Origin of the sequence: Terasakiella brassicae (assembly GCF_014641495.1) — a bacterium.
Lineage (GTDB): Bacteria > Pseudomonadota > Alphaproteobacteria > Rhodospirillales > Terasakiellaceae > Terasakiella > Terasakiella brassicae.
Map to the genome: position 1 here is coordinate 126,526 of NZ_BMHV01000008.1, position 16,080 is coordinate 142,605.

At 51.2% G+C, this 16,080-nt stretch carries 14 protein-coding genes; all 14 read right to left on the minus strand.

The window, feature by feature from the left end; all coding sequences use genetic code 11:
• Positions 1-11 precede the first annotated feature (11 nt).
• The 14 genes from IEW74_RS07455 to IEW74_RS07520 are packed head-to-tail and all read right to left on the minus strand — an operon-like array spanning position 12 to position 15,030.
• A complete protein-coding gene (locus tag IEW74_RS07455; RefSeq protein ID WP_188663350.1) occupies positions 12-854 on the minus strand; it encodes a cell division protein FtsQ/DivIB in 843 nt (280 codons plus the stop codon).
• On the minus strand, positions 842-1,753 hold the full coding sequence (locus tag IEW74_RS07460; RefSeq protein WP_188663352.1) for a D-alanine--D-alanine ligase: 912 nt from the start codon (positions 1,751-1,753) through the stop codon (positions 842-844). The genes IEW74_RS07455 and IEW74_RS07460 overlap by 13 nt, the downstream gene beginning before the upstream one ends.
• Positions 1,750-2,682, minus strand: coding sequence for a UDP-N-acetylmuramate dehydrogenase (gene murB / locus IEW74_RS07465; protein ID WP_188663354.1), 933 nt, complete (start codon positions 2,680-2,682; stop codon positions 1,750-1,752). The genes IEW74_RS07460 and murB overlap by 4 nt, the downstream gene beginning before the upstream one ends.
• A 5-nt stretch (positions 2,683-2,687) precedes the next feature.
• Positions 2,688-4,097, minus strand: a complete 1,410-nt coding sequence (murC, locus tag IEW74_RS07470; RefSeq protein ID WP_188663356.1) for a UDP-N-acetylmuramate--L-alanine ligase — start codon at positions 4,095-4,097, stop codon at positions 2,688-2,690.
• A gap of 3 nt (positions 4,098-4,100) precedes the next feature.
• Entirely contained in the window at positions 4,101-5,207 is a 1,107-nt protein-coding gene (gene murG, locus IEW74_RS07475) for an undecaprenyldiphospho-muramoylpentapeptide beta-N-acetylglucosaminyltransferase (protein ID WP_188663358.1), read from the minus strand.
• Positions 5,204-6,322 carry a putative lipid II flippase FtsW gene (gene ftsW / locus IEW74_RS07480; protein ID WP_188663360.1) on the minus strand — a complete coding sequence of 373 codons (1,119 nt, stop codon included), beginning with the start codon at positions 6,320-6,322 and terminating at the stop codon, positions 5,204-5,206. Before ftsW ends, murG begins: the two co-directional genes overlap by 4 nt.
• Positions 6,323-7,675 carry a UDP-N-acetylmuramoyl-L-alanine--D-glutamate ligase gene (gene murD / locus IEW74_RS07485; RefSeq protein WP_308419088.1) on the minus strand — a complete coding sequence of 451 codons (1,353 nt, stop codon included), beginning with the start codon at positions 7,673-7,675 and terminating at the stop codon, positions 6,323-6,325.
• Positions 7,676-7,691: 16 nt separating this feature from the next.
• Entirely contained in the window at positions 7,692-8,777 is a 1,086-nt protein-coding gene (mraY, locus tag IEW74_RS07490; RefSeq protein WP_188663362.1) for a phospho-N-acetylmuramoyl-pentapeptide-transferase, read from the minus strand.
• Between the two features lie 21 nt (positions 8,778-8,798).
• A complete protein-coding gene (locus IEW74_RS07495) occupies positions 8,799-10,193 on the minus strand; it encodes a UDP-N-acetylmuramoyl-tripeptide--D-alanyl-D-alanine ligase (RefSeq protein WP_188663364.1) in 1,395 nt (464 codons plus the stop codon).
• Positions 10,186-11,607: a UDP-N-acetylmuramoyl-L-alanyl-D-glutamate--2,6-diaminopimelate ligase gene (locus tag IEW74_RS07500; protein ID WP_188663366.1), complete on the minus strand. Its 1,422-nt coding sequence runs from the start codon at positions 11,605-11,607 to the stop codon at positions 10,186-10,188. The genes IEW74_RS07495 and IEW74_RS07500 overlap by 8 nt, the downstream gene beginning before the upstream one ends.
• 3 nt (positions 11,608-11,610) lie before the next feature.
• Positions 11,611-13,302 carry a peptidoglycan D,D-transpeptidase FtsI family protein gene (locus tag IEW74_RS07505; RefSeq protein WP_188663369.1) on the minus strand — a complete coding sequence of 564 codons (1,692 nt, stop codon included), beginning with the start codon at positions 13,300-13,302 and terminating at the stop codon, positions 11,611-11,613.
• A 2-nt stretch (positions 13,303-13,304) separates the two neighbouring features.
• A complete protein-coding gene (gene ftsL, locus IEW74_RS07510; protein WP_188663370.1) occupies positions 13,305-13,625 on the minus strand; it encodes a cell division protein FtsL in 321 nt (106 codons plus the stop codon).
• The gene (gene rsmH, locus IEW74_RS07515) at positions 13,622-14,563 is read right to left on the minus strand and encodes a 16S rRNA (cytosine(1402)-N(4))-methyltransferase RsmH (protein ID WP_188663372.1); all 942 of its coding nucleotides are present in this window, start codon (positions 14,561-14,563) and stop codon (positions 13,622-13,624) included. Before rsmH ends, ftsL begins: the two co-directional genes overlap by 4 nt.
• Positions 14,560-15,030, minus strand: a complete 471-nt coding sequence (locus IEW74_RS07520) for a division/cell wall cluster transcriptional repressor MraZ (RefSeq protein WP_188663375.1) — start codon at positions 15,028-15,030, stop codon at positions 14,560-14,562. The genes rsmH and IEW74_RS07520 overlap by 4 nt, the downstream gene beginning before the upstream one ends.
• Positions 15,031-16,080: the final 1,050 nt, after the last annotated feature.

The following is a 16,080-nucleotide window of genomic DNA, read 5'->3' on the forward strand; positions in this document are numbered from 1 at the left end:
AAAACACCAACTTATGTATCTTGCCCCCCAACTGGTTTACGAATCGTTTCCAAATCGTCGATTTTAACCATGATTCTGTCCGGCAGGCGCATATCGATACTGGTGAGTTTTTTGTCAAACAGCAGATTTTCCTTGTTGTAAACGGCAAGGCGCGACCATGCTTTTTCTGGATTGTCTTCAGGCAGGCGAATAAAGGCGCCATTTTCCATTGCGATATCCCAACGACGATCGGAGACCCGTACCGCTGCTTTGACTTTTTTGTTCAGATCCGGTTCTGAGCGTAAAATCGCCAGAACTTGTGCGCTATGTTCCGGTGCCCCTTCGCCGACGACCAATGGCAGATGGGAGAAAACCTTAATGTCGTCCCCCCCGGTCAGAATGACGTCCCCTTCCTTGTTGATCAAAGAGAAGGTCCCGTCATGTTGCCACATGGCAATGGGGCGGTGTTCGTTCAGGCGAATGTGTAAAATATCGGGAAGTTGGCGTTCAACCGATGCGGTTGCCACCCACGGCAAGGCCTCAATCCGTTCGCGTAAAACCTGTGGGTTAATATCCAGAATGGGTTGGTCCAGTTCCAGATTGACGACGGCGCGCAAATCTTTCAACGGGGTGTTTTCGCGTCCTTCGACCAGAACATCACGCAAGGTCAGGCCTGTTTTGGCCGTTGCGTTCAGGGTTGCGCGTTCTAAACGCATGGAAGCAATATCGGTCAAACCCGTTTTGACGGCATAGGTCAAAAGGGCGGCCACAATTCCCATAACGGCACTGAATATCAGCGGGCGGACGGTGGCCCGTTTCCACCAGACTTGTGTCCGTTTGCGTTTGTTTTGTGATGTCACACTTAGTTGTCGCATCGCGCTTCCTCGATCATCCATGCAACCAGTTTGGGGAAGGAAATTCCGACAGCGGCGGCTTGTTCCGGCACCAAAGATGTCGGTGTCATGCCCGGCTGGGTGTTAATTTCCAGAATATAAATCTCGCCTTTTTCGTCGTCATAACGGAAATCGGCACGACTGACGCCGCGACATCCCAATGTTTCATGGGCTTTTTCTGCCAAACGTTTGGCTTTTTCTTCGATATCTGCCGGGATGTTTGCCGGGACTTCATGCCAGGACCCACCTTCAACATATTTGGCATCGTAGTCATAAAATTTATGATCGGTACAAATCTCGGTCACAGCGAGGGCGCCGCGTGATCCCATGACGGTGACGGTCAACTCGCGCCCCGGGACAAACTGTTCAATCATCACTTCATCGCCATAAGGCCAGTCATCGTGGCTGAACGGTGGTTCGTCCCCGTCCATGACAACCTTAACGCCAACGCTGGATCCTTCATTGGTCGGTTTGATGACATAGGGACCATCCATGACGTTTCCGGCCAGAACATCGTCGCGTTTGACGATATCGTGTTTGGCGCATGGAATGCCGACTTGTTCAAACAGGCGTTTGGACATGGGCTTATCCATCGCAAGGGCAGAGGCCATGACGCCGGAATGGGTGTAGGGAATATTGATGATATTCAGGAAACCCTGAATGCAGCCATCTTCGCCGTACGGGCCATGCAGGGCGTTAAAAATCACGTCCGGTTTGGGATATAAGCGTGTCAGCAACGATCCCATATCGCGCTGGATATCAATTGTGGTCACGCTATAACCGGCTTCTTGCAAAGCCTTGGCGCACGCCGCCCCGCTGACCAGAGAAACTTCACGTTCCGAGGACCATCCGCCCATCAGGACAGCAACATGTGTCGTCATTGGTCTTCTCCTTTTTCCAAGCCGATGCGCTTGATTTCCCAACGCAGTTCAATTCCGCTTTGTTTTAAAACACGGGCGCGCACTTCTTCGCCCAATCCTTCCAGATCGGCGGCTGTGGCCTCGCCGGTATTGAGCAGGAAATTGCAATGTTGTTCGGATACCTGTGCACCACCGCGTTTTAATCCACGACATCCGGCCGCATCAATTAATTGCCATGCCTTGTGACCATCGGGGTTTGCAAAAGTCGACCCGCCTGTGCGTGAACGAACGGGTTGGCTATCCCCACGTGCCTGTTGAATTTCTTTCATCCGTGCTGCGATTTCAGTCTGGTCTGCCGGGTGTGCACGTAATCGCGCGGACAGGAAAATCCAGTCCGCAGACAGATCGCAATGGCGATAGCTATATCCCATTTCATTCAGGCTTAAGGTTTTGACCTCGGCATTCGGGGACAAGGTGGTGGCTTCCATCAGCACATCTTTCATTTCACGACCATAGGCACCTGCGTTCATACGCAAGGCACCGCCTATTGTGCCGGGAATACCACTAAGAAATTCTAAACCACCTAAAGAATTATCCAGCGCAACCTTGGCAACATTGCCATCCAATGCGCCCGCGCCGCAGATAATATCCTGATTTTCCACGCGGATTTGTGCAAAATTGCGCCCCAATCGCACTACAACGCCGGGGATACCGCCATCACGAACCAGCAGGTTTGAACCCACCCCGATAAAGGTAACCGGGACATCGGCGGGTTTGTTTTGCATAAAATCGCGTAAATCGTCGCTGTCTTCGGGGCGGAACATGACTTCAGCCGGTCCACCCACGCGGAACCATGTAATCTTATCCAAAGGCGCGTTGGCGCTTAATCGTCCGCGCACGGCGGGCAATCTGTCCAGCAGTCCTTCTTTGAATAAAACAGCGCAAGTCACGAAAATTATCCTTCTTTTACTTTGCTGAGTTGATCCGGTAAGTCATAGGCCCAGGCTGAAATACTGCCTGCCCCACAACAGACGACATAATCACCGGGACCGGCGATCTCATTAATGATGCTGGCCAGCTTGTCCTGGCTTTCCAACGAGATCACATGACGGTGACCGTGACCGATCAGACTTTCCACCAGATGATCTTTATCGATCCCTTCGATCGGTTGTTCACCAGCGGGATAGACATCGGCGACGATGACAGTGTCAGCATCGTTGAAACAGGTAGAGAATTCTTCAAACAGGTCGCGCAGGCGGGTGTAACGATGGGGTTGCACAACGGCGTGGACCTTACCCCGTCCGGCGCTGCGTGCCGCCTTTAAGACAGAGGAAATTTCAACCGGATGGTGGGCATAATCGTCAATAATGGCGATGCCATCGACTTCGCCGGTTTTAGTGAAACGACGCTTGACCCCTTCAAACGCGGATAAACCTTTGCGAATGGTGGCATCCGACATACCCAGTTCCAGACCCACACAAACGGCGGCGAGACTGTTTTGCACGTTATGTGCCCCCAACATGGGGAAACGCAGTCCTTCGATGGTGCGTGTCTCTTCGCCACGTTTGTTGATGACCACATCAAACCGTGCCCCGTCCGGTCCCATATCCACATTGGTGGCGCGCACATCGGCCTGAGGGGAAAATCCATAAGTGACGATTTTGCGGTCCGGCACACGCGGGATCATGGCCTGAACTTCGGCATGATCAATACACAGGGCAGCAAAACCGTAAAACGGAATGTTTTGAATGAAGGTATCAAAGGCCGCGCGCAATTTATCAAAGCTGCCGTAATGATCCAGATGTTCCGGGTCGATATTGGTAACAACGGCACAGGAAGCGGGGAGCTTGATAAAGGTCCCATCAGACTCGTCGGCTTCGGCAACCAGCCAATCGCCTGTACCCAGACGGGCGTTTGTGCCGTACGTATTGATGATCCCGCCATTGATGACGGTCGGGTCCAGACCTGCGGCATCCAGCAAGGTTGCAACGATGGTTGTCGTTGTGGTTTTGCCATGTGTGCCGCCAATGGCAATGGCTGCTTTCAGGCGCATCAGTTCCGCCAGCATTTCTGCACGGCGCACAACGGGAATATGATTGTGGCGGGCATGCACGACTTCGGGGTTATCCGGTTTGACGGCGGATGAAATCACAACGACCTGTGCATCTTTGGCATTCTCGGCCTGATGCCCGACAAAGACTTTAATCCCAAGGTCGCGCAGACGTTTAACGTTTGCATTGTCGCTTAAATCGCTACCTTGAACGGTATAGCCGAGGTTATGCAGAATTTCTGCAATGCCGCTCATACCGATGCCGCCGATACCGACGAAATGAAGGGTGCCAATGGATAAAGGTAAGGATTTCATGGTTTATTCTTTCACCTTGATTAAGTCTTCGACCGTGTCGGCCAAACGGGTGGCGGCGTCGGGTTGACCCGCGTTATATGCCGCGTCAGCCATTTGAGTCAGGATTTGCGGATCGCTGAACAGGTTGTTTAATTCCTGTGTCAAACGATCTGCACTCAATTCAGTCTGGGCGATCAACTTGCATGCCCCTGAAGTTTCCAGATTTTGCGCATTGCGGGTTTGATGATCGTCGGTCGCATGGGGGTAGGGAACCAGAATGGATGGGCGACCAACGGTTGTAACCTCTGCACAGGTGGAGGCACCGGCGCGCGCGATTAAAAGATGTGCACTGGACAATAAGGCGGGTACATCCTGAAAGAAGCTGTCCAGTTTGATATGATCAATTCCGGTTGTGCTGTAACTTTCTTTGGTCGCATCCAGAAATTCGGGTCGACATTGCTGGGTCACAGATAAACGGGATTTGATCTTTTTATCCAATTTGGAAAATGCATCAGGCAGAATGTCACTAAAGACTTGTGCGCCCTGTGAGCCGCCAAGAACAAGAATATTGATTGTCTCCGCCATGTCCGCATAAGGGGTTTGGCGTTTATCCAAAATAGCTTGGCGCACAGGATTGCCGGTGAAAATGACTTTCCCCTCATTTTCAGAACCAATGTGATCCACCGTGGCAAAAGAGGTGCAAATCCGTTTCACTTTTCCTGCCAATAAACGATTGGCCCGGCCCAAGACGGCATTTTGTTCATGGATAACGGTTGCATATCCCCCAAGTGAGGCGGCAATCATGGTTGGCACAGACGGATAGCCACCAAAACCGACCACCACGCCGGGTTCCATTTTTGCAAGCAGGCGTTTGGCCTGAAAGATGCCAAGCCCCAAGGACAGGACTGAGCGGATTTTGCCGAAAAGACCGCGCCCTGCGACACTGCCTGCACTGATATGTCGGGTTTCCAGTTGACCGAGGACACCGCTGTATTTGGCACCGCGTTTGTCGGTGAACAGAGCAAGGCGATAGCCCCGCGCAAGTAATTGTTCTGCAAGGCTTTCTGCCGGGAAAACATGCCCGCCTGTGCCGCCTGCGGCCAGAATGATCAAGGGTTTTTTGTCGCTCATAATTCCCCCCCGACGCGGCGGCGCGTCAGTGATAACAACATGCCCATGCCCAAAGCCAATGACAGCAAGGATGACCCGCCATAAGAAATGAACGGCAGGGTCATGCCTTTGGTCGGCATCAGGTGTGTGGTTGAGGCCATATTAATGACAGCCTGCAAACCAAATTGGGTGACGAGCCCCCCGACAGCCAGCAAAACAAACAGGTTGGTTTCGTGAAACATCTTGGAAAAACCGCGCAGAACAATGGTGGCAAACAAGCCGATAATGAAGAGACAGGCAATCAGGCCGAATTCTTCACCGGCAACAGCAAAGATGAAATCCGTATGGGCATCGGGCAATAGGTGTTTGATATCGCCTTCACCGGGACCTGTGCCAAACAAACCGCCGTTCTGAAACGCTTCGAGGGAGCGTGAGATTTGATAGTTGTCCCCACTGGCCGGATCAAGGAAGCGATCTACCCGGCTTTTAACATGATCAACCATCATATAGGCCGCCATAGAACCCGTCATAAAGACAACGGCGACCAGCACAACAAAGAATACAGGCAACCCTGCCAAGAAGAACTGCACCCCCCAAACGGCGGAGATTACAGCTGTCATCCCAAAATCGGGTTGTGTCACCAGCAATCCGGCAACCAAGGCAAACAGCGCAATGGAAATGAAATGACCGGGGAAGGCGGTATCCTTGCGCCATTCACTGAACATCCAGGCGGCAACCACCGCAAAGGTCGGTTTCAGGAATTCGGACGGTTGAATGGTGAAACCCGCAAAAGAAATCCAGCGTGCCGCCCCTTTGACTTCGGCCCCGAGAAAATGGGTGCTGGCGGTCAGGATCAGGAAAACCGCAAAAAGAACCGCAGCCAATCGACGCACCATGACAGGTTCCAGCAAGGAAACAAAGATCATGGTTAATAACGCCAAAGGAAGATAGGCAAACTGACGAATGGCAAAATGGTAGGTGTCCAGACCGATGCGGGCCGCGACAGGTGGGCTGGCAGCTAAGGTCAAAATCGCCCCGATGGCAACAATCAATAAAATAGCCGACAGCAGCCAGCGATCAATCGTCCACCACCAACGTCCCAAAACACTTGTATCGACACGAGAGAAGCTGATCATCTAGGCGGCCTCCTCTTGTAATTTTTGGACAAGAGCGCGAAAGGCATCGCCGCGCGCTTCAAAACTGCTGAATTGATCCCACGAGGCACAGGCCGGGGATAATAAAACAACACCGCCTTTTGCTTTTGCATCCTGAAAGGCTTGTGTAAGCGCGCGTTCCAGTGTTTGACAACGCTGATAAGGCAGGGTGCCTTCCAGCGTTTGCGCAAAGGCATCTTCGGCCTCACCGATCAAGTAGGCTTTTTCAACAGAACTTAATTGGCCCAACAACGAGGTGATGCCGCCTTCTTTGGCCTGCCCACCCGCAATCCAGTAGATGTGGTCATAAGCACCGAGGGCTTTGGCTGTGGCATCGGCGTTGGTGGCCTTGCTGTCATTGATGAATAAGACACCGTCAACAGTGGCAATGATTTCCTGACGATGGGCCAGACCGGGGAAGCCCGCAATGCCGCGCACAATCCATGTGGGATCCGCGCCCAAGGCAATGGCGGTTGCGTAAGCCGCCAGTGCGTTTTGTTGGTTATGTTTGCCTTGCAGGGTTTTGACAGAAGACAAATCCATGACCTGAATACCTTCAGGATCAAAGGCTTCGTCAATCAGGATATCTTCATCAACGAAAATCGCATCTTCAACCGGGCCATTGGCGGTTATGGCAATCCGTTTTGCCTGTGTCAGGTCGTTTTCTGCAAAGACTTTGCGGCTATGATCGTCATCAATACCGATAAAGGCAAACTGTTCGGCCCCTTGATTAGCAAAAATATTCTTTTTGGCGGCGATATATCCATCCAAGCCGCCGTGACGATCCAGATGATCAGGGCTGATGTTTAACCAGACCGCCACATCGGCACAAAGTGAAGGCGTGCGTTCTAATTGATAAGACGATAGTTCCAGCACATAAACACCGTCTTCATCCAATTGGTCCAGATCAAGGGCGGGTGTCCCCAGATTGCCGCCAACCGCGACATCAAAGCCTGCGACTTCTAACACATGGGCGATTAAGGATGTGGTCGTGGATTTCCCGTTGGTTCCGGTAATGGCCACGTATTTGGCGCTAGGGCAGGTTTGCACCAACAGTTCCACATCGCAAACGATGGGACAATTATGTGTACGTGCCAATTCCGCCACAGGGTGTGGGGCCGGGAAGGTATGCGGGATGCCGGGGCTCATAACCAGCAGGTCAATTTGGGTCCAATCCGCTTTGGTTAAATCAACCAGATCGTTGCGGGTCGATTTATCATCCCATGCCCAGACGCGTGCGCCTGCATCTTGCAAGGCGCGTTCAACCGAAGTCCCGGATTTACCGAGCCCGAGAACGGCGACTGTTTTGTTTTTATAGGCAATAGGGATGATCACGTCCGGTATGCTCCTATTAACGCAGTTTTAATGTGGCCAGCCCGATGAGGGCGAGGATCAAGGCAATAATCCAGAAACGGATAACGATGGTGGGTTCGGCCCAACCCTTTTTTTCGTAATGGTGATGCAGCGGTGCCATTTTAAAAACGCGCTTGCCTGTCAGTTTAAACGAGGCCACCTGTACGATGACGGACACGGTTTCCAGAACAAACAGGCCGCCGACAATGGCCAAAACCAGTTCGTGTTTGGTGACAACCGCAATGGACCCCAAGGTGCCGCCAAGGGCCAATGATCCGGTATCTCCCATGAAGACCATCGCGGGCGGGGCGTTAAACCATAAAAATCCGATGCAGGCCCCGATAACGGCAGCGCAAATAACAGCCAGTTCGCCCGCGCCGGGGACGTAATGGATTTGCAGATAATCGGCAAAGACGAAGTTGCCAACCAGATAGGAAAAAATCGCAAATACACCGACCGCAATAATCACCGGAACAGTGGCAAGACCGTCCAGTCCATCGGTCAGGTTGACCGCGTTGGAAGACCCGATCATCACCAGAACGGCAAAGATCGGAAAAAAGATGCCCAAATTGAGCAAAACATCCTTGAAGAACGGCAAGGCCAGATGGGTGTTCAGGTTTTCCGGTTGAACACTGGCAACGATAAAGGCGGCAATTCCGGCAAATAAAAGTTGGCCGAGCAATTTCAGCTTACCTGATAAGCCCTTGGTATTTTTCTTGGAAACTTTCAGATAATCATCGGTGAAACCAATGAGGCCATAGCCCAATGTCACCAGCATAACCGCCCAGATATAAGGGTTTGATAAATCGGCCCACAGCAGGACGGAAATGGTCATGGATGTCAAAATCATAATACCACCCATTGTCGGGGTACCTTGTTTTTTCAAATGACTTTCCGGTCCATCGTTGCGGATGGGTTGGCCTTGACCTTGCCATTGACGTAACCAACGGATCAGACGCGGGCCGATGATAAAAGCAATGATCATAGCCGTCATAACCGCGCCGCCCGTTCTGAATGTCAGATAGCGAAACAGGTTGAAGACCGCGAATTGATCGGCCAAAGGAAAGAGGAGGTGATATAGCATGTGTCGGTTTCTCTTTCGTCTTTACGTCCCGTTGGATTGCAATTCAAGAAGGGCATCCAACACCAGATCGGTGCGTGATCCCCGCGAACTTTTAATACTGATTACGTCACCCGGTTGAACGGCCTGCACTACCAATGGCGCAAGATGTTCGGCGCTGGAGGCATGGGCACCACGTTGATGGGCAGGCAACGCCTTGAACAGATGTTTCATTAACGGGCCGCAGGCAAAGACCAAATGGATTTTCTTGCAGGCACCGACTAAGTTTTTGTGAATATCGATTTCATCGGGGCCGAGTTCCAGCATATCGCCCAGAACCGCAATGCGTCGGCCTGACTGGTGTGACAGAACGTCAAGGGCGGCACGCATCGAAGCGTCATTGGCATTATAGCTTTCATCAATGACGCGAAGACTGCCCCCGGATATCTCAATTGTATGAACCGCCCCGCGCCCTTTTAACTGTGACAGGTGGGCCAAATCGTTTGCTGCCTGTTTTACATCTGCGCCTAAGGCCTCGACGCAGGCAAGAACCGCTAAACTGTTGGTGACCCAATGGCGACCATCGTGCGCGATTTTATAATCAAGGGGCTGACCGTGGATATTCGCCGAGATGAATGTGCCGTTTTCTGTTTCATCATTTTCAAATGATGTTGCGTTAAACGTGGCGTCTTGTTCACTTGCAAAGGTGATGATGTTATCGATACCTTGTGTCAGGCAGGCCTGTTTCATGCGTTCGAAATAAGAGTTATCGGCATTTAAAACCGCGACACCGCCTTTTTTCAGACCTGCAAAAATTTCGCACTTGGCATCGGCAATGGCGGCTTCGTCCTCAAAATATTCGAGATGGGCGGCGGCGACCGTTGTGATAACGCCAACATCGGGTTGCGCCATTTGCGACAGCTCAATTAATTCGCCCGCATGGTTCATCCCCAACTCCAGAACCGCGAAATCGCAGTCGCGTGGCATACGGGCCAAGGTTAAAGGCAGGCCGAAATGATTGTTGAGATTGCCAAGGGTGGCGTGCGTTTTGCCTTGTTTGGATAAAACACTGGCGAGGGCCTCTTTCACCCCGGTTTTTCCCACGCTGCCGGTAACGGCGACGATTTTTGCGTTTGAGCGCGCACGTGCAGCACGTCCCAAATCTTCCAATGCACGCGTTGTGTTTTTCACCAGAAGCAGTTTGTCATCTTGACGGCAATTTTGCGGAATATGGGAGACAACAGCGGCCGCTGCGCCAGCCTTTAAGGCCGCGTGAACAAATTGATGCCCATCGAAGCTGGGACCTTTGATGGCAATAAACAGATCGCCTTTTTCCACATTGCGGCTGTCGATGGAAATGCCTGTGCATTCCCATTGTCCGAACGGGGTTCCGTCTACGACCTTTGCCGCTTCGTCGGTTGTCCATAAAATATCAGTCATGGATCAACTCCCGTGCAAGGGCGCGGTCATCAAAAGGCAACACACGGTCCCCCACAATTTGACCCGTTTCATGGCCTTTTCCGGCAATAAGAAGAACATCGCCTTCTTTCAATTCGGAAATGGCGGTTTCAATAGCCGTTTTACGATCACCGATTTCGGTGGCATCGGGGCAGGCCGCCATGATTTCGGACCGAATGATTGTGGCATCTTCGCTACGCGGGTTGTCATCACTGACATACACACGATCGGCAAACTGGGCGGCAATATTCCCCATTTGCGGACGTTTGCCTTTGTCACGGTCCCCGCCGCAACCAAACAAGACCGCCAGTTGCCCTTGTGTATGGGGGCGAAGTGCACACAGAACGGTTTTTAAGGCATCCGGTGTATGGGCGTAATCGACGTAAATGCCGTAGCCCATTGCCTCCATACGACCCGGGACCCCTTCCAGTTTGGACAGCAAGGGGATGACGTCTTCTGGGCTATGTCCGCTGGCGATCACGATCATGGTCGCGCACATAATGTTTTCGGCTTGAAAATAACCCGCCAATGGCAATGCGATTTGATAGTCTTTTCCACCGGTGCGCAGAACAAGATCCTGACCGTGCGGTGTCGGCTGGGCCGTGATCAACTGAATGTCATGCCCCATTTTCCCATAACTCAGGACTTTGCGACCGGTTTGTTCCAGAAGGCTGCGTAAGGCTTCAAATTCTGGAATATCGGCGTTTAAAACACCGATGCCGGATGGGCTGAGCAAATCACTGAAGAGCCGTTTCTTTGCGCGCAGGTAATCTGCCATATCGACATGATAATCCAGATGATCCCGGCTCAGGTTTGTAAAGGCTGCGATCTGAACCTTTACCCCGTCCATACGGTATTGGTCCAACCCGTGACTGGACGCTTCCATTGCAAGATGGGTGACGCCTGATTGTGCAATTTCTGCAAGGCGTTGGTGCAAACCCGCCGGGTCCGGTGTGGTCAAGCCACCTGCAATATTCAATCCCGGTGCCGTGATGCCCAAGGTGCCGACACTGGCCGCAGAATGCCCCAGCAGGGACCAGAGTTGACGAACAAACGTAACGACGGAACTTTTCCCATTGGTGCCGGTAACGGCGGCGCAAAGGTCAGGTTGCGCGCCATAAAAAGCCGCTGCCGCCTTGGCAAAACACAGACGCGGGTTATCATCATAAATGAAAACGGTATTTGGATAGATATCGAGGCCTTCGGTTTTACTGGGGACCAAAACAGCACAGGCCCCATTTTTAATTGCCTGATTAATAAAGGCGCGCCCATCTACGCGATTGCCGGGCAGGGCGGCAAACAGATAGCCGGGTTTAACAGCGCGACTGTCAACGCTCAGGCCTGTGATGTCCAGTTTGGATGTGCAATCGGGGAAAAGAATGTTTAATTGAACCATGATTTACCCCTTCACCTTGATGAAAAGAGGGTCGCCCGGTTGATAGGCTTGTTCTTCACCGGCTGATGGGGCAAGGCCAAGCATGGGGCCAACGCGATCAACGACCCTTTTGGCAATGGGGGCCGCAACCCAGCCCGCAGTCGCGTATCCAAATGTCTTTTTGTTGCCGACCGGTTCATCGACCATTGCAAGGATGGCATATTTTGGGTTTTCAATCGGGAAAACACCGGCAAAAGACGAGATACGGGCGCGGCGATTATAAGACCCACCTTCCTGCTTGTCGGCTGTTCCAGTCTTGCCACCCACACGGTAAAAGGCAGAATTGGCTTTTTTGCCGGAGCCTTGCAAAACCACCAGACGCATAAGCTTGCGCATTTGTGCGGAGACCTCTTCGGAAATAACGCGGCGCGGGGGCAAACGGTCCTTGGAATTGCCTTTTAACAATGTCGGGTTGGGCAAAAGTCCGCCGTTGGCCATTGCCCCAACGGCACTGGTCAGTTGTAACGGTGTAATGGCAATACCGTGTCCATAAGAAATTGTCATGGTATTGGCCTTGCGCCAACGTGTGGGATAAAGCGGGGTGCCGACTTCGGGGATTTCCAGTGAGGCGGTATTCAGCAATCCAAGGCGGCCCATATATTCACGTTGCAAATCGGTTCCCGCTTCCAAGGCAATTTGGGCAGATCCGATGTTTGAAGAAAAAACTAAAATTTCAGGAACGCTGAGAACCCGGTTTTTCCCGTGAAAATCGTTAATGAGAAAACGTCCGATTTTTAAAGGTTTGCTCGCATCAAACGTGTCATTGAGTGTGACCGTCTTACTGTCCAGTGCCATTGCTGTGTTGAACAGTTTGAAAATGGACCCCATTTCATAGACGCCTTTGGTCGCGCGGTTGAAACCGGCATCACCGACAAGGGTATCTGTGTTATTGGGATCAAAATCTGGCAGGGACACTAAAGAGAGAAGTTCACCGGATTGAATGTCCATAATGATCCCCGCCCCGCCAATCGCCTTGAATTCATCAATGGCATCTTGCAAGGCGCTGCGCATAATGGATTGAATGCGGACATCGATGGAAAGTTCAAGCTTTCCACCCGGTGTGGTCAATTGATGATTAAAGCTTTGTTCAAGCCCGGCGATGCCGCGTCCATCAACATCGGTGTACCCAAGCACATGGGCGAGCAAGGGACCTTGTGGATAGGTCCTGCGTTCGTCGCTTTGGTAATCCAGCCCCGGAATACCGAGCAGGTTGACTTGATATTTCTGATTGGGCGTTAAGGTGCGAACCAGATAATCAAAGCGTTTGCCCGAAGATAGTTTCTTAACGGTGTCATCAATGGCGAGTTCAGGCAGGATACGCGCAAGTTTCAAGGCCGCCTGTGTCGGGTCCTCCCCGGCTTCGAGAAAGGCTTTTGAATCCACAAATAACGAGTCCGCAGGCAAGGACGTTGCCACCAATACCCCGTTGCGATCCACAATATCGGCACGCACAGCTTCAACCACATCACCCATGCTGGGGCTATCGACAAGGGTAGGTTCCCGGCTGCCTTGGAAAAGGGAAAGGTCAACCACGCGCCCGGCAAGAACGATGAACAAAATGGCAAAAACGGCCCCCGTCACCACGGCGCGATTATGCCCGGTTTCAATGGCTCTGCGGTTTTTGAGTTGTTTTTCGCGCGCCCCCCGAAGTTCCATGATTAACGCTCCAGCTTGACGGGTTGGGCGTTGGGATCATCGGGCAGCAATTGCTTGTCAAACATATCCAGATTGATCAATTGATTGCCGTTCATCGGCTTGAGACCCAGATGACGACGGGCCAGATCTTCCAGACGATTGGGATCGTTCAGGTAACTCCATTCCGCTTTCAGAATATGGATGGTTTCCTGTTCTTCCAGAATTTGCCTGTTGAGTTCGCTCAGTTCTTTTTCCAGTTCGTCCACCTGATAGGTGATGCGAAACACCCCGATAGACAGGGCAATCGCCAGAAAAACGGTCAGGGCAAGGGTCAGGCGGGTCATGGGTTCCCTCCCGTCCAGTTTGGTGCATCGGTGCGAACGGCGGCGCGCAATTTTGAAGAACGTGCACGTGGGTTTTCTTTTAATTCTTCTTCACTGGGGGCAATGGGTTTGCGTGTCACCAGTTTAAAGGTCGGTTGTGGCCCGTCTGTTGTGGCATCAGGCATATAACGGTTGGTCCGTGCGTTTGCCCCGCTGCGTTCTTTGAAAAACTTTTTAACGATGCGGTCTTCCAGTGAATGGAAGGTAACAACGACAAGACGACCGCCGGGCAGCAATAATTCTTCGGCAGCGCAAAGGCCACGTTCCAGTTCGCCAAGCTCGTCATTTACATAAATGCGCAAACCCTGAAATGTGCGGGTTGCCGGATCGATTTTGTCCTTGGCCTGCCATACAACAGAACGCACGATTTTGGCAAGCTGCGCGGTTGTCGTGATTTCTTCTTCTTTGCGTGCTTCGACGATGGCGCGCGCCACACGGCGTGAATGACGTTCTTCACCGTATTTGTAGATAATATCGGCAAGGTCTTTTTCATCGTAGGTATTAACAACATCGGCTGCACTTTCACCGGATTGGGCCATGCGCATGTCCAGCGGACCATCCTCGCGGAAGGAAAAACCACGATCGGCTTCATCGATTTGGAAGGAAGAGACTCCTATATCCAGAACCACCGCGTTCACCTTTTGATTCACAAGGGCCGCCATGTCCCCATAGCAGCCCTCAAACATTGTCAACCGGTTATCCAAGGATTTGGATAAGGTGTTGCCCCGTTTGATTGCGTCCGGGTCACGGTCTATGGCAAAGACCCGGCAATTGGCGGCATCCAGTATGGCTTTGGTATAGCCCCCTCCACCGAAGGTGCCGTCAATAACGATGTCACCTTCTTCTGGGGCAATGGCCTGAACAATTTCGTTTAACAGAACGGGGATATGGCCACTCATTGCAGATCCTCCGGGCTGACGCGCAGTTTCAAGGTGCGCTTGGCGGCCTTGGCACGGCTGAAAGCCTGCTTGGCATGGGCTTCATAGGCGCCGGGTTCCCAGATTAAAATCTCGCGCCCGCGCCCGACAAATAAGGCCTGATCGGTAATTCCGGCGTGTTCCAGCAATTCCTGTGGTAAAATGACACGCCCTTCGGTGTCAAAGCTCAGTTGGCTGGCACTTTCCAAAATGACAGCCGCGAGATCGTCCTGATCATCAGAGAAAAAATCGGTTTCGGCCGTGAGGCTGTCGGCCAAAACGGTCATAAAGGTTTCGTCGCAAGCGGCAATCGCGGGGAATTTAAAGGAGGGATAAGCATACATCCCGCGAAAATTTTGCGTTTCAAAAGACGCACGGAAAGGCTTGGGAACGCTGGTGCGTCCCTTTTTATCTATCTTGTTTAGATGCTTCCCGACAAAAAGTGCCATGATGGCGGTGCCTGCTTGCTAAATCGTTCGAACCTCACCCATTGAAGAACAGTGAAAAGACCGGCATAACCGATCCCAATTTCCAGACTGCCCATTGTTAACGGATGGGCTGCCCCTATTATTCGATGGGATAATATGGGATATCATGGGATTTGATGGGAGGTCAATGTAAAAACATGGGAAAAGCCGCAGGAAACAAGGCTTAACCAGAAGTTTTGTGTGCTATATATGGGGTTCTTGTTTTGGTGCGACCCTATATATAGGTCTGTATAAGTTGGTGGCCTGTAGATAGATTTATAAAAAGTAAAGAAGATCAAAGGCTTTCTTTAAAAATGCCCCTTGAGGGCATAAAGGTGCTTTTTAGGTATCAAAAAGTATCTGAAAATATGTGTGGGTGACTGTCCAAATCCCACATTTAACTTTCTTTAAAGAACTGGAAATGGATTTACGGAATTTTGGCTCCTCAATTTCCATAGATAGCTTTCCAAAAAAACGGCTAGGAAACTCAAGCTACGGAAATTTTATTTCCATAAATCAATGTTTAATAATTTTAAATCAATGGATTAGAGGTTTTGTGTATTTTTAATTTATTGCATTTTAAGAAACGAAAATTGCAATTTTACGAGTATTGCCTGAAACGGTCATTAAAATGATCAAAAAGCGAATCGGAAAGTAAATTATGGAAATGGGAAAGAATAGCGATGCGAGTTGTTGATTATTCAAAATTTTCATCTCATATATCCAATAGCTTGGTTTTTATAGCCATCATATAGGCTTTCATATTTCGCTTTTGAGTATCCTGAGGGAAATGTTGAACGATCCATTGCGTAGCTGCTTGCCTCAGAAATTCAGGTACATGTGCATCAATCGTCTCTTCCATGGATTTCTGATAATGTTCTTCAAAATGTTCGTTGAACAAATTCTCCGTCCCAATTGGACCCGTCCCCTAAAACTGGAGAGCACCTTCTGTTAAACTGAGATTTACAGGAGGAATAAATGAGTCTCAAAAAATCTGATGAATTTAAAAGCGAAGCCGTCCAGCTTGCACTG

What these genes read in the sequence shown, in the direction of transcription:
- IEW74_RS07455 (WP_188663350.1), bottom strand. Translation starts at nt 854, where the DNA reads ATGCGACAACTAAGTGTGACATCACAAAACAAACGCAAACGGACACAA.
- IEW74_RS07460 (WP_188663352.1), bottom strand. Translation starts at nt 1,753, where the DNA reads ATGACGACACATGTTGCTGTCCTGATGGGCGGATGGTCCTCGGAACGT.
- murC (WP_188663356.1), bottom strand. Translation starts at nt 4,097, where the DNA reads ATGAAATCCTTACCTTTATCCATTGGCACCCTTCATTTCGTCGGTATC.
- murG (WP_188663358.1), bottom strand. Translation starts at nt 5,207, where the DNA reads ATGAGCGACAAAAAACCCTTGATCATTCTGGCCGCAGGCGGCACAGGC.
- ftsW (WP_188663360.1), bottom strand. Translation starts at nt 6,322, where the DNA reads ATGATCAGCTTCTCTCGTGTCGATACAAGTGTTTTGGGACGTTGGTGG.
- mraY (WP_188663362.1), bottom strand. Translation starts at nt 8,777, where the DNA reads ATGCTATATCACCTCCTCTTTCCTTTGGCCGATCAATTCGCGGTCTTC.
- IEW74_RS07495 (WP_188663364.1), bottom strand. Translation starts at nt 10,193, where the DNA reads ATGACTGATATTTTATGGACAACCGACGAAGCGGCAAAGGTCGTAGAC.
- IEW74_RS07500 (WP_188663366.1), bottom strand. Translation starts at nt 11,607, where the DNA reads ATGGTTCAATTAAACATTCTTTTCCCCGATTGCACATCCAAACTGGAC.
- IEW74_RS07505 (WP_188663369.1), bottom strand. Translation starts at nt 13,302, where the DNA reads ATGGAACTTCGGGGGGCGCGCGAAAAACAACTCAAAAACCGCAGAGCC.
- ftsL (WP_188663370.1), bottom strand. Translation starts at nt 13,625, where the DNA reads ATGACCCGCCTGACCCTTGCCCTGACCGTTTTTCTGGCGATTGCCCTG.
- rsmH (WP_188663372.1), bottom strand. Translation starts at nt 14,563, where the DNA reads ATGAGTGGCCATATCCCCGTTCTGTTAAACGAAATTGTTCAGGCCATT.
- IEW74_RS07520 (WP_188663375.1), bottom strand. Translation starts at nt 15,030, where the DNA reads ATGGCACTTTTTGTCGGGAAGCATCTAAACAAGATAGATAAAAAGGGA.